Here is a 12,968-nt window from a genome sequence, read left to right as displayed (position 1 = left end):
CAATTCTGTTGTGCAGAAGAAGCCGGCATCGCAGTCCCGAAAGCCCGTGCAAAAGCGGCCCGCCTATTCGATCGAGGCAGTTGACAACGCGCTGCAGCTCCTGCAGCTGCTCCGGGACGGCGGGGCACTGCGGCTCAAGGACGCCGCCGAGGAGCTGGGCGTGGCTCCATCCACCGCCCACCGGCTCCTGGCGATGCTGGTCTACCGGGGGTTCGCCGTACAGGATGAAAACCGCCGTTATGTGCCCGGTCCGGCAGTGGGGGTCGGGCCGGCCGGGCTGAGCTGGACCAGGCTGCTCCGCTCGCTCGCGCAGCCGCACATGGAACTGCTGTCCGCGCAACTCAACGAGACCGTCAACCTCATGGTCCGGGTGGGCACGAAGGTGCGGTTCCTGGCCACCGTGGAAGGGGACAACGTGTTGCGGGTGGGCGACCGGCAAGGGACGGTGATGCCGGCCAACAGGACCTCCGGAGGCAAGGCCATGCTCGCCGAACTGGAACCCCCAATGATCGAGCAATTGTTCCGCAGCCACAACGCAGAAATCGGCGGCGACACCATCCCGGACACCGAGTACCCCGCCTTCAGCCGCGAACTCGAGGCCATCAGGAACAACGGCTTCGCGGCCAACTTCGAGGGCACCGAGGAGGGCGTGAGCGCACTGGGCATCGCGCTGCACAACCGCCACGGCACGGTAGTGGGGGCACTCAGCGTTGCCACGCCTGCCACGCGGTTCCGGAGGGTGTTCGACGACGGTTTGGTCGCCGCCCTGCGCGAGACCTGCCGGCAGCTGGAGATCGACATCGCGGCCAACCCGGCCGAGCCGGACTGAACCCCACACCACCGGGGGCGGGGTCCGCCGTCAGGGGTAATTCTGCCCAGCAGAATATGCTGGGGCTCACACGCGCACATCCGTAGGGTCGAACTACGCCAAAAACTGTTCGGACCTATCGAGGAGGCCAACGTGTCCATCAGCGCCGAGAACACGACCCATGAATCTGTGGCCGTCAGCCACGCGTTGCCGGAGCCGACTCCGGAAGAGGCTGCCCAGCTGGAGCAGCTGTACAAGGACTTTGACAAAGAGAACCTGATTCCGTTGTGGACGGAGATCGGCGATCTGATGCCGATGGTCCCGTCGCCGAAGGCCGTGCCGCATGTCTGGCGTTGGAGCGATCTGTACCCGCTGGCCGCGCGTGCCGGTGACCTGGTTCCGGTGGGCCGGGGTGGCGAGCGGCGGGCCATAGCCCTCGCCAACCCCGGCCTGGCTGGTACCCCGTATGCGACGCCGACGTTGTGGGCGGCGATCCAGTACCTGGGTGCCCGCGAAACGGCGCCCGAACACCGCCACTCCCAGAACGCCTTCCGCTTCGTGGTCGAGGGCGAAGGCGTCTGGACCGTGGTGAACGGGGACCCGGTGGCGATGCGCCGCGGGGACTTCCTGCTGACGCCGGGCTGGAACTTCCACGGCCACCACAACGACACCGATGAGCCGATGGCCTGGATCGACGGCCTGGACATCCCGTTCGTGCATTACGCCGACGCCGGGTTCTTCGAGTTCGGCGCCGAACGCGTCACGGACGAGGCCACCCCGGACATCTCACGCTCCGAACGGCTCTGGGCCCACCCGGGCCTGCGCCCGCTCTCGGGGCTGGATGACACCACCAACTCCCCGATCGCCGCCTACCGCTGGGAACACACCGACCGTGCCTTGGCCGAGCAGCTTTTGCTCGAGGACGAGGGCCACCCGGCCACCGTCTCCCAGGGCCACGCCGCGATCCGTTACTCGAACCCCACCACCGGCGGGGACGTGATGCCCACCATCCGGGCCGAGTTCCACCGCCTCCGCGCCGGCGCCACCACCGAAGCCGTCCGTGAGGTCGGCTCCAGCGTCTGGCAGGTCTTCGAAGGCACCGGCACCGTGATCCTGAACGGCGAAACCAGGACCCTCGCCAAGGGCGACCTCTTCGTCGTCCCGTCCTGGCAGGAATGGTCCCTGCAGGCCGAGAGCCAGTTTGACCTCTTCCGGTTCAGCGATGCCCCCATTTTCGAACGGCTGAACTTCAACCGCACCTACACCGAAGGACGCAACAAGTAATGAGACTCCTCACCCTCCGCACCGGCACCGGCACCGGCCAGAACACCGTGGCTGTCCGCCAGGACGGCGACACCCTGACCGAAATCGACGGCTTCGCCGACGTCGGCGCACTCCTCCGCACCGAAGGCTGGGAGTCCATCGCCGCCGCCGCCAACGGCGCAACGCACCCGTACGACGGCGCGGACCTCGCCGCCGTCGTGCCCTTCCCGGGCAAGATCATCTGCGTGGGCCACAACTACCGCAACCACATCAACGAAATGGGCCGGGAAGTCCCCGAGTACCCCACCCTGTTCGCGAAGTACCAGGAGTCCCTGATCGGGCCGAACGATGATCTGGCCCTGCCGCAGGAATCCGATACGGTCGACTGGGAGTCCGAACTCGCCGTCGTGATCGGGAAGAAGGGCCGCCGGATCAGCGAAGCCGACGCCGCCGGGCACATCGCCGGGTACTCCGTGCTCAACGACGTGTCCATGCGCGACTACCAGTTCCGCACCATCCAGTGGCTGCAGGGCAAGACCTGGGAGAAGTCCACCCCGTTCGGACCCGCCCTGGTTACCAGGGACGAGTTCAGCGGCGGCCTCATGACCACCGCCGTGGACGGCGAGATCCAGCAGAGCACCCCCACCAACGACGTCGTCTTCACCCCGGAGTTCCTGGTCTCCTATATCTCCACCATCATCACGCTGAACCCCGGAGATGTGATCGCCACCGGCACCCCGGGCGGGGTGGGCCACGCCCAGGACCCCAAGCGCTACCTGCAGGAAGGCCAGGTCCTGGTCACCACCATCGAGGGCCTGGGCCAGCTGCGGAACCGCGTCATCAAGGAAGCCTGATGATCGCCCGCACCGACCGGACCACGGACCCGGCGCTCCTGCAGGGACTGCTGCAGGCGCGCCGGGGCACCGCGTTCTTCGCCCGCAAACTCAACGAACTCTCCGACGCGGACCTCGACGGCGATTCGCTCCTGCCGGGCTGGACCCGCCGACACCTCACCGCGCACATCGGCTACAACGCCCGGGCCATCGCGCGGCTGGTTGAGTGGGCGGCCACCGGGGTGGAGACACCGATGTATGCCTCCCCGGAGGCCCGGAACCACGAGATCGAGTTCGGTGCCACGCTCTCGCCGATAGCGTTGCGGCACCTTTTCGACCACTCTGCGGTGCACCTGAACGTCGAATGGCGCGACCTGCCGGAAGACGCCTGGCACCACAAGGTCAAAACGGCCCAGGGCCGGACCGTCCCGGCTGAGGAAACGGTCTGGATGCGCACCCGCGAAGTCTGGATGCACGCCGTCGACCTGGCCAACGGCGCCACCTTCAGCGACATCCCGGAACCCGTACTGGAAGGGCTCCTCACAGACATCACCGGCGCCTGGAAGACCCGCGGCACCGATAAGGACCTGGTGGTAAAAGTGACTGACCGCGGTCTCACGTTCGGGGACACGACGTCGGACTTCCCCACCGTAGTAACCGGACCCCTGGCCGCCGTCGTCGAATGGTCCGCCGGCCGCGGCACCCAAGGCGTCACCGCCACCGGGCACCGCACGGCAGCCACCAGCGGCACGGTTCCTGCCGCCCCGAAGTGGATCTGAGCCCTTCCCCACCTGATATAGCGCAGTAACCCGGCGGCAGATCTCGTGGGCGGCGATCCATCAAGACGGAGGGGTCGCGCCGCCCGCGGTCTGGACAGTGGGGACCGGACTCCGTAAATTTTAAGCAGTCCCACATCTCTCTGGATGGGGGCCTTTGGCGCCGGGTGCACGGCGGCAAAGAGAGCCGCTGTAGCCGAACGGTGGCACATTGATGCACCTGCGGAAAGAGCCCACTCATGGCCACCTCGCACTTCGAACGATTCCTCCTCGATGCCACCGTTCCGGATGAAACTCACTGCCCTTTGGGACCGGATTGTCTTTACGGCCTGTACACAAGCTGGTGCCTGTTGCACAGCATCACACCGGTAGGCGACATCACCTTCCGGACAGCCATGCGGCACCATGGCATCGACCTGCACAATAGCCGGCGGCGGATGACAGGACCGGCCGCCGCAGACTACATCCTGGCCAGCTACCCGGCGACTGCCTGACCGCATCCACCGAAGTAAGGCCTAAAGGCCCTCGTATGCCGTGTCGGCCTGAAGTTAGGTTGGAAGCACCACCGGTCGCGCGGGCACAACGATGTGGGCGCATCCTGTGGCAGGCGGCCCGTCGAATATCATGGAGCCCTTCGCGGGCCGCCGCACAACCCTCTCTTCCCGTCGGCGGCATGGGTGCGGTGCGCCGGCTGGTTCAACCTTGCTCGGACGGCCTGCTACTGCCCGGGTGCCCGGTACGCAGGTGTCTTGCCCACTGCTGCATCAATATCCTCAGGCGTCATGAGCGGAGTGAGGTGCAGATTCACGGCGCCGGTGGAATTGATCATCAGGGAAAGGGCCACAGCGCTGGGCTGATCGGGGATTTCGAAGACCCCCAGGACGTCCGTCTCGCCGAACGCGTAGTAGATGCATTCCAGTGATCCCCCAACGGATTCCAAGGCCTTGACGACAGCGTCCCGACGCTTGGACCCGCCCTCCTCCATCAGGCCTTTGATGCCCTGGCCCACGTAGTTTGCTTGGAAAAAATACTTGGTCATGGCTGACTCCCGTTCTGCTTCTGCCCAGAACACGAACCTATCCGCACGCCCAGAACATCGGATGAGTGAAGGGTTCTGGAGTTCTCCCCGACTGGGGTTGTGGGCTGAGTCTAGGCCACTCCCCGCGAACTGACAACGGTCGTTAGAACAGCCAGGCGGGGCTCCGATTGAACGGAACCGTAAGGCAGCGCCCTCACCTGTTTGGGCGGGGGCGCTGCCTGTTTTGGTCGGCAGTCTTTAGCCGAGGAGGGTGGTGATGAGCCTCAGGGATGAGGCGATGATGGCGATAAGGCCGATGGCGGCGAAGAGGTTGTGCCACCACTTGTTGCGGAGGCTTCCCATCACTGCCGCCTTGTTGCTCATAATGAACAACAGGACGCCCAGTAGCGGGGCGATGAGCACGGTCAGGGATTGGGCGATGACGATGAGTCCCACGGGTGAGGCCTGGAACGAGATGGTGATGGCCAGTCCGAAGGCCAGGATGACTCCTGTGAAAATACGGGCGGTGGGTGACCCTGCCTTGGCCCCGCGGCCAAGGGCGTCGGAGAGCATGGTGCCGCCGGCGGTGGCATTGGCGATCATGGATGAAAACGCCGCGCCCGAGAGGCCAAGGGCGAAGAGCATCGAGCCGACGGGTCCTGCCAGAGGTGCGAAGATCGATGCGAGGGCGCCGATTGAGGTGGCTTCACCTCCTGTCTGGCCGAGTACGGCGGCGGCCACCATAATGACCAGTGCTGTCATGATGCCGGGGGCGACGATGCCCGGGATAGTGTCGACGAGCGTGATGTCGCGGTAGTCGGCGCGGGTGCGGCGGTTTTCCTTGATGCCGTACGAGGTGTAGAAGGCGGCGTTGATGGAGAAGTTGGTTCCGACGAGCGCCACGATAAGGATCTCGCTGCCGGGGGGAAGCGTCGGGACCATGCCTTCCATGGACCGGTACCAGTCGGGTTGGGCAACGACGGTACTTGCGATGAAGGCGATGCCCATGAGGACGACGATGGCGAGCAGGGCTTTTTCGACGATGCCGTAGACGTTGCGGAAGGCCAGGACGAACCCGACGGCGGCTGTACAGACCACTGTCCACAGAACCGGGGAACCTCCGAAGACCAGGGACAGGCCCAGGCCGGAACCGACGGCGTTGCCGACGGAGAACATGAGCGTAATGCCAAAGACGCCGAATCCGGCCAGGACGCCCACCCATTTGCCCAGGTGGTCCTTGATCGAGGTGATCAGCGAGGTGGGTGTTGAGATGCCGAGCCTGACGCTCATGTCGGTGAAGAAGATCATCAGGATGGTGGAGACGGCGATAACCCAGACAAGGGTGTAGTCGTATCGGCTGCCGGCCTGCACGGCGGTGGTGAGGTTGCCGGGACCGAATTGCCAGGCTCCCACCACAAAGGCCGGGCCCATGAGGGCCAGGTAGCCAAGGAAGGTCCGGCGCTTGGCTGGTGGCGCCGGATGTGATGCGCCGTCGGGGGTGACCGTCTGCACAGGTTGTTCCTTTACTGCAGAGGCGATCTTGTTCGGCTCGCGCATTGCGAGTCCTCCTTCTCCAGCTGCGGTGCTGGGGGTCGTCGTTGACCTAATTGGAGAATAAAGCATTTGGATAAGGATGGCGGTTGCCCGCCATCCTTGAGAGATCCGGAGATCCGGAGATCCGGAGATCAGGCGGGAACGGTGACGCTGCCCAGGTTCGCGGACTTCAGGGCCAGGGCGATTTCATCGCCGGCTCCTTCGGCCAAGGGAAGCAGCGGAGGCCGGACCGTGGCATGCTCAAGGATGCCGCGGGCGACGAGGCCTTCCTTCAATGCCACGGTGCCTTCCATGTGGGACCCGCGGTGGTAGACATTCTTGGTCACCGGCAGGAGGCGGTCGTGGATCGCACGGGCGGCCGCGTAGTCCTTGGCCTTGCCGGCGGCGATGAGCTCCACCAGGGGTTCGGGGGCGAGTCCGCCGTAGCCGACGAGCGCGCCGTCGACGTCGAACATGGTGTGCAGCAGGTACTCGTCGTGGCAGGTGAGGATCTGCAGCTCGGGGTAGGTGGCGCGCAGCACGGGAATCTCGGTGTCCCAGCGCTTCATGTTCCGGACACCGTTCTTGGTGGCGAACACGCCTTCCTGTCCCGCGATCTCAAGCTGGGTTTCCAGGTCGTAGGTGGCCTTGGTGGCGTCCGGGTACTGGAAAAGGATCAGCGGCAGCCCCGAGGTCTCGTAGATTTCCTTGTAGCGGGTCTGCGGGGCACCCTTCTGGTAGCCGAAGCGCAGCCAGCCGTGCGAAGGGTAGACGAGTCCGGCCTCGGCGCCTGCGTCAACCGCGCGCTTCGCTTCCAGGGCAGCGACAGTGTTGCCCTCGCCGGTGATGCCGGCGATGATCGGGATCTCGCCGTTGACGGCGTTCTTGAACTCACGAATGACGAGTGCCTGCTCGTCCTGGGTGAGGAAGGTCCCCTCCCCGGCGTGGCCCAGGACCACGAGGCCCTTGACGCCCTCAACGCTGCCCAGCCAGCCACCGAGGCGGTGGATCGCGTCGACGTCGACGCTGCCGTCGCGGTTGAACGGGGTTACAGGTGCGGGAACGAGCCCGCGAAGATCGATGGTCATGAGAGCTTCCTCTGTCTTGTGGTCGGTAGTCCCGCTAGAATGTGAGAACGTTTGCGGGAACGTTTTCATTCTGCGGCGTGGCCCACGTCACTGTCAAGGGGCAAGTTCCGAACAAGAGGAAATAGAGTGTCTACTAAGACCACCCCGAACAGGAGAATGCGCATGGAACCGGCCCCAGGCACGACCGTCACCCTGAGGGACGTCGCGGCCGCCAGCGGGGTGAGTCTTTCGACCGCCAGCCGCGCACTGGACGAGCGCGGCACAGCGTCCCGGTCTGCGGCAGCCGTCCACGTCCGCAAAGTCGCCGAGGAGCTCGGATACCGCAGGAACTCCTTCGCCTCCAGCCTGCGCAGGGGCGAAACCCGCACGCTCGGAGTGCTCGTGCCACGCCTGAGCGACACGGTGATGGCATTGATGTTCGAGGAACTGGAACGCGCTGCCGCGGCCCGCGGATACTTCGCCATGGTGGCCACCAGCGGCGACGACCCGGACGACGAACGCCGCGCGGCGGAAACACTCCTCGACCGGAATGTGGACGGCCTCATCCTGGCCACGGCCCGGCTCGACGACGAGCTCCCCCGGCTGCTGCGGAAACGCGGCGTGGCCCACGCCCTGGTGCTGCGCACCGACGGTGAGAGCCCGTCGGCCCTGGGGGACGATGAAGTGGGCGGCTACCTGGCCGTCCGCCACCTCATCGACCTGGGCCACCGCGACATCGCCGTCGTCACCGGCCCCGCCTTCACGTCCACGGGCATCGCCCGCCTGGCCGGCGCCCGCCGTGCGATGGGAGAAGCAAGGATCGACGCGCGGGACGATTGGCTGATCGCCGCTGGCTACGGCATCGAAAACGGATTCACGGCAGGGGAAACCCTGCTGGCGAAAAGCGCCGGGAAGCGCCCGACCGCCGTGTTCGCCGCGAATGACAACATTGCCATGGGGATCATGGCAGCCGCCCACCGATCCCGCATTACCGTCGGAGCAGGCCTTGCGCTGGTCGGCTACAACGACATACCGCTCTCGGCGAGGCTCCCCACCCCCCTGTCCTCTGTTCGCGTCCCCCTCGACCAGATCGCCGGCACCGCCATAGACCTCATCGTCAACCCAGGCAAGGAACCCCACATACGCCGGGCCATGCCAACACTCATTCCCCGCGAATCCAGCGGCCCGCCCAGGCACGCCTGAGCAACGCGCCCGGGGAGGGTTCCCTCACTGTTCGACCCTTCCGGGAACACAAGCAAAAACCCGCCGCCCCACTTCGGGGACCGCGGGTTTTTGCCAGGCGTGGATCGACTGCTAACCGACCGGAGGAGTCAGGGTGAAGGTCGATGCCTTGTCGCCGAAGTCATCGGTGATCGCGATAGTCGTCGGACCATTTTTGATGTCGAACGCAATCACCCCGCCGTGGACCTGTCCCGCTTGGCTGTCTTCAGTCGGCAGGGCCCCCTCCTCCAGGTAGATACGTTCGCCTTCCTTGCCGTCCGCATCGTATGCCTCGAAGTTTGCAGGGTTGGAGCTGCTGGTTCCGGCCAGCGTCTCCCAGGAGACTTCTACCAGGAGGAATCCTCCGTTGTTCGGCTTCAGGTAGGACTGAGTGGGAATCTCAGTGACATAGACGGAGTCAATGACGCTGACCTTCACCGTGTTCCCCTCGGACACGGTGACCACGAAGGAGTTCGCGTCGTTGGCGGTTCCCGAGGACGGAGCAGGCGCCGCTTCCGTAGCTGCGGGGTCCTTTGCTTCGGCAGACTGTGTCGCCGGGGACTTCTGGAGTTCATCCACCATGGCCGCCGCGGACGCAATGGATGCCAGCGTGACAACGGTTCCCACGATAATGCCGACGACCCAGACGACACCGGTGACGATCCATGCCATCTTCTTGTTCTCCGGGTACCCTTCCAGCGGACGGCCGTCCTTGTCCCTGGCGCTTCCGGTCAGAGTGATGATCAGGTCCACGATGGACCAGATGCCGAATCCGCCGCCGGTCAGCAGCTTGGCGATCCCGGTGCCGATCTTGCCAAGGTAAAAGCGGTCCACACCTAGCCCGCCCAGGAGAAGGGACAGGATCCAGGTGGTGACGAAGGACTTCCCCGGACCATTGGCGTAGGGAACGTGTCCATAGGGGCCCGGGCCGGGTCCTGGCTGGTAGCCACCCTGTCCACCCGGGTACTGCCCTCCGAAGCCGGATGGCGGGATCGGGGGAGCTCCTGCTCCGGCGTCATGCTGGGGCGAATGAGGGTAGCTGGGGTGACTCATAGTTCTTAGATTCCCGTTTCTGTTGGCCGATGGCGCTCATAGCACGGGGAATCCATGATCGGCTGCCCCAAATACCGATGATGCTCCGTAAAGTCTAGACGACGGTTCGGCGCTTGCAGTCCTCAATAACAGCACCCATGGCGGCCTGGCTCCCTACGGCACTTCCGGTTTCACCACTGTGTCGGCGTGACGGTGAGCCACCTTCCACTCCCCCTCTTCGCGGCGGTACACCTGGGTTACGCGGAGGGTGTACGTCCTCGGTTCTCGGTTCACCGAGGCACTCGTGTGCTCGTAGCCAACGGTGTAGGCCACATCCCCGATCACGTCGGCCGCAACTACCTCGTGCGAGTAAGACGTGCAGTCCGAGAAGGAGCTTTCCAACTGGCGGAAAATGTTCCCCACTTCCTCGGGTCCGCTGCCTGACATCCAGGCCCCCAGCACAGTCACCGGCTCCCGACGCGACCAGATCGCAAGCCGGACTCAGGCGGCTTGCAGCCTGCAGGCCCAAGTGTGGCGGCTAGTGCCTGGCGGCCAACTAACGGAGCTGCGTCCCAAACATCGCCGCGGCCCCGAAACCGGCCACGAGGAGGCTCGTCGCCAACCGGCCCTTGGAGATGAACCGGACCGGGCGGGTAGATTCAGCGGGGTTGGCCGGGTTGTACATCACGGGAATGATAGTGCCGATGATCTCCTGGTCCGGGCCGTAGGTATCCGCCTGGCCCAGCCACCGCTGGCCGTGGGCGTCTTGGAACTCGTAGGTCGGGGCGAAGCGGTGCATGCCCTTGCTGGCAGGGCCGTCTGTGCCGTGCATGTTTCCGGTGACCGTGGCCTGCGCCAGTATCCAGCCGCGGAGCAAGCGCCGCCGCCGGAATGACGCGACCAGGGACAGACCCGCTTGGACCAGGCCCAGCACCAGCATCAATCCGGTCAGCAGCACGAACGGCGATGTCATCGGATCCACGCCTCAGCCCCGCCCGAAGAGAGTGATAAACACGAACGAAACAACAGCGAATACCGCGAAGAAAGGGATCATGCAGCCGATCGCGATTTTGTTCTGGGACGACACCTGGAATGACTGGTTCGGGTTGAGGGGGTTGTACGTCACCTCTACGAACGTTCCCGGGACAGGCTGGCCGGCGGAAGACACCTCGGATTCGCCGGCAAACAGTGTCCCGTAGGAGTCGGCGAACTGGTAGGTGGGGAAATAGCGACGGCGGCTGGTCGTACCGCCGGCTCCGTTGCTCCGTCCAGCCACACTTCCGGTCACAATGGCCTGCACCCTTGGCCAGCCGGCCGTCAACCGTTCATGGCGTCCTGCCTTCCGCACAATGCGGACGAATGAAAAGGTGGCACCGCCAACGAACAGCGCCCAGATCAGGTAAGGCTCGATCGTCATGTGTCCCCCAGATTCCAGTCACCAAGAAGTATGCCACCCTACGGACGCCGCCGCGGACCGCAGAACATGAGCTCAAGCGACGAGGCGCCGGCCCATGATAAGGAGCCAGAAGATGATGGCAACTTCGCCGACGAACCCGAATGACCCGAAAACGACCGGGAAGTCCACACTCAAGGCAGTTCCAACGGCGTCAGCGATACACCCGAGCCCGGCAATGGCCAACAGGATGCCAAAGATCCCGGCCATGAAACCGGAACGCACGGCCAGGTAGCCGATCAGCAAGAGATGGATGCCGAACAGGCCAAGGCTGATGAGCCACATGCTGTTGAACTGCTGAATCGCCTGCAGCGCCATCCGGTTGACCGAGGAGGCTGAACGCATTCGCCAGATGACCGGCGGCCAACATGAACAGTCCAGCGAAGATGACGCGGACCCACGCTGCAACAGCGGACAGCCTGCGATTCGTGGGCTGGAAGAGTGCATACCAGGCAGCGGCGACCACGATGTCCAGCAGGGTGACGACGAAGATGCAGGCCATGACAGCACACGCGTTTTCCGCCCTGGACGCGTACATTTACGGCTTGGCAAAACAGGAAAAAGGCTTGCCGTTCGACTCCGGGGAGCAAGCGGCTGCGATGGCACAGTTGATGCTCGCGAATTTGCGCGCCGACGAATATCCCCATCTGGCGGAACTTACGTCCCGGCACGTCCTGCAGCCGGGTTAAAACTTCGCCGACGAGTTCATTTTTGGACTGGATCTGGTCCTTGACGGCCTGGAAAGGGCTCGCGACCCGAAAAGCCATGACGCTCGAGTAGAGGAGTACCGAACGAGGTTGTAAATGCGAACCATTCTCATTTAGAGTGGTGGAATGCTTCTTACAGTCGTCAGTTCCCTCGACACCCTCTGCCGCCAGCGCGCCTGCGAAATGCTGGCTGCAGCGCACCCGGTGGCCGTTCTCGTTGTGCATGACCTGCTGGACGACGGCGTCGTTGTCCGTCGCGTCTTCGGCCCCGACTCGCCTGTGGACCGGGAAGAGAACAGCCTGGAGCACGGGTGCCTGAGCTGCACAGTGCGCCTCGACGTGGTCCCGACCGTTGAACGCCTGCTTGCCCGCGGCGTGGAGCACATCATCATCGCTTTGCCTCCGGCTGTCCCCGCCATGGCAGCCGTCAACGCCCTGAAACAGGGTTTGACCAGCCGTTTCACCGTCGGTTCAGTGGTGCTGGCATGTGCTCCGGACGCCTGCGAGGACCAGATCTGGGACCACCACACCCTGTTCGAGTCCGGATTCACCCCGACGCCGGAGGACCAGCGCACCCCCGGAGAGTTCCTCATTGGTGAACTTGCCTTCAGCGACACCGTCCTGCTGGCCGATCCGCTGCTGTTTCCGGTGAACCCGGACCATCGCGCGCGTGGCGGGCAGCTCCTCGGCGAGCTGGCACCACACGCGCGCATCACTGACATCGCGGACGCCGAACAGCGCGGCAGCCACGACTACGCCGAGGCGATGGGAAGGACCATCCCCGGCTCCGTGCGCATCCCCGCCGGGGCATCCGCCTCACCATTCATCACTGTCACCCAAAGAGTCCGGCGCCCACTCCACGCCGAAAGATTCCGGCATGCCCTGGCAACCCTCGCCGAGGGGTGCTGCTGGCTGCGCGGCCGGCTGTGGATCGCGACAGCCCCGGGGTGCAGGATTGCCATCCAGGGCATCGGACCGCGCATCTGGCTCGAAAACACTGGACCCTGGCTGGCCGATCAGACGGCGAAGCCTTCGGCCGGTCGGGCAACGGACAGCGACGCCTACCTGGATTGGCACCCCGACAACGGCGATCGGGGAACCGTGATCGCGGCAACCGGTGAGCACCTCGACCCGGCGGAATTCGCCCGGCTGCTCGAGGACTGCCAGCTCACCGACGCCGAAATGGACGCCGGCCCCGCCGACCTGCCCGACCCGTTCGACTTCAGCCTGACTTCGTAGCCAGGGCAGGCCGCTCCC

15 protein-coding genes and 1 pseudogene are annotated in these 12,968 nt (G+C 64.8%); 8 read left to right on the top strand and 8 right to left on the bottom strand.

Annotated elements, in window-relative coordinates:
* Nucleotides 1–10: 10 nt before the first annotated feature.
* From J2S97_RS14230 to J2S97_RS14210, 5 genes are all read left to right on the top strand, one after another.
* The gene (locus tag J2S97_RS14230; protein WP_307050505.1) at nt 11–829 is read left to right on the top strand and encodes an IclR family transcriptional regulator; all 819 of its coding nucleotides are present in this window, start codon (nt 11–13) and stop codon (nt 827–829) included.
* A 132-nt stretch (nt 830–961) separates the two neighbouring features.
* Nucleotides 962–2,092, top strand: a complete 1,131-nt coding sequence (locus J2S97_RS14225; protein ID WP_307050503.1) for a cupin domain-containing protein — start codon at nt 962–964, stop codon at nt 2,090–2,092.
* Entirely contained in the window at nt 2,092–2,925 is an 834-nt protein-coding gene (locus J2S97_RS14220) for a fumarylacetoacetate hydrolase family protein (protein ID WP_307050501.1), read from the top strand. Before J2S97_RS14225 ends, J2S97_RS14220 begins: the two co-directional genes overlap by 1 nt.
* Complete coding sequence (locus J2S97_RS14215; protein WP_307050499.1) at nt 2,925–3,683, top strand: maleylpyruvate isomerase family mycothiol-dependent enzyme; 759 nt, start codon at nt 2,925–2,927, stop codon at nt 3,681–3,683. Before J2S97_RS14220 ends, J2S97_RS14215 begins: the two co-directional genes overlap by 1 nt.
* A 236-nt stretch (nt 3,684–3,919) precedes the next feature.
* Nucleotides 3,920–4,174, top strand: coding sequence for a hypothetical protein (locus J2S97_RS14210; RefSeq protein ID WP_307050497.1), 255 nt, complete (start codon nt 3,920–3,922; stop codon nt 4,172–4,174).
* A gap of 224 nt (nt 4,175–4,398) precedes the next feature.
* Here J2S97_RS14210 and J2S97_RS14205 read toward each other — a convergent pair whose 3' ends face one another.
* From J2S97_RS14205 to J2S97_RS14195, 3 genes are all read right to left on the bottom strand, one after another.
* Nucleotides 4,399–4,719 (bottom strand): GYD domain-containing protein, encoded by a 321-nt coding sequence (locus J2S97_RS14205; RefSeq protein ID WP_307050495.1) that lies wholly within the window; start codon nt 4,717–4,719, stop codon nt 4,399–4,401.
* 237 nt (nt 4,720–4,956) lie between these two features.
* Nucleotides 4,957–6,255, bottom strand: coding sequence for an Nramp family divalent metal transporter (locus J2S97_RS14200; protein ID WP_307050493.1), 1,299 nt, complete (start codon nt 6,253–6,255; stop codon nt 4,957–4,959).
* 128 nt (nt 6,256–6,383) lie between these two features.
* Nucleotides 6,384–7,319, bottom strand: a complete 936-nt coding sequence (locus J2S97_RS14195) for a dihydrodipicolinate synthase family protein (RefSeq protein ID WP_307050491.1) — start codon at nt 7,317–7,319, stop codon at nt 6,384–6,386.
* Nucleotides 7,320–7,481: 162 nt separating this feature from the next.
* Between J2S97_RS14195 and J2S97_RS14190 the strand changes: the two genes are divergently transcribed.
* Nucleotides 7,482–8,501, top strand: a complete 1,020-nt coding sequence (locus tag J2S97_RS14190) for a LacI family DNA-binding transcriptional regulator (RefSeq protein ID WP_307050487.1) — start codon at nt 7,482–7,484, stop codon at nt 8,499–8,501.
* Between the two features lie 111 nt (nt 8,502–8,612).
* Here J2S97_RS14190 and J2S97_RS14185 read toward each other — a convergent pair whose 3' ends face one another.
* The 5 genes and pseudogenes from J2S97_RS14185 to J2S97_RS14165 form a co-directional block, all read right to left on the bottom strand.
* The gene (locus tag J2S97_RS14185; RefSeq protein WP_307050485.1) at nt 8,613–9,572 is read right to left on the bottom strand and encodes a TM2 domain-containing protein; all 960 of its coding nucleotides are present in this window, start codon (nt 9,570–9,572) and stop codon (nt 8,613–8,615) included.
* Between the two features lie 153 nt (nt 9,573–9,725).
* Complete coding sequence (locus J2S97_RS14180; protein ID WP_373460560.1) at nt 9,726–9,998, bottom strand: nuclear transport factor 2 family protein; 273 nt, start codon at nt 9,996–9,998, stop codon at nt 9,726–9,728.
* Nucleotides 9,999–10,107: 109 nt separating this feature from the next.
* Complete coding sequence (locus tag J2S97_RS14175) at nt 10,108–10,524, bottom strand: DUF3592 domain-containing protein (protein WP_307050483.1); 417 nt, start codon at nt 10,522–10,524, stop codon at nt 10,108–10,110.
* A 12-nt stretch (nt 10,525–10,536) separates the two neighbouring features.
* On the bottom strand, nt 10,537–10,968 hold the full coding sequence (locus J2S97_RS14170; RefSeq protein WP_307050481.1) for a DUF3592 domain-containing protein: 432 nt from the start codon (nt 10,966–10,968) through the stop codon (nt 10,537–10,539).
* Between the two features lie 72 nt (nt 10,969–11,040).
* Nucleotides 11,041–11,506 (bottom strand): annotated as a pseudogene (locus tag J2S97_RS14165) (DUF4386 domain-containing protein).
* Between J2S97_RS14165 and J2S97_RS14160 the strand changes: the two are divergent.
* Nucleotides 11,391–11,693 carry a hypothetical protein gene (locus J2S97_RS14160; RefSeq protein ID WP_307050476.1) on the top strand — a complete coding sequence of 101 codons (303 nt, stop codon included), beginning with the start codon at nt 11,391–11,393 and terminating at the stop codon, nt 11,691–11,693. The pseudogene J2S97_RS14165 and the gene J2S97_RS14160 overlap by 116 nt on opposite strands.
* Nucleotides 11,694–11,837: 144 nt before the next feature.
* Entirely contained in the window at nt 11,838–12,950 is a 1,113-nt protein-coding gene (locus J2S97_RS14155) for a GTP-binding protein (RefSeq protein WP_307050474.1), read from the top strand.
* Nucleotides 12,951–12,968 lie beyond the last annotated feature (18 nt).

The organism is Arthrobacter oryzae, assembly GCF_030812315.1.
Lineage (GTDB): Bacteria > Actinomycetota > Actinomycetes > Actinomycetales > Micrococcaceae > Arthrobacter > Arthrobacter oryzae_B.
This window is presented reverse-complemented; position numbering and strand designations above follow the sequence as displayed.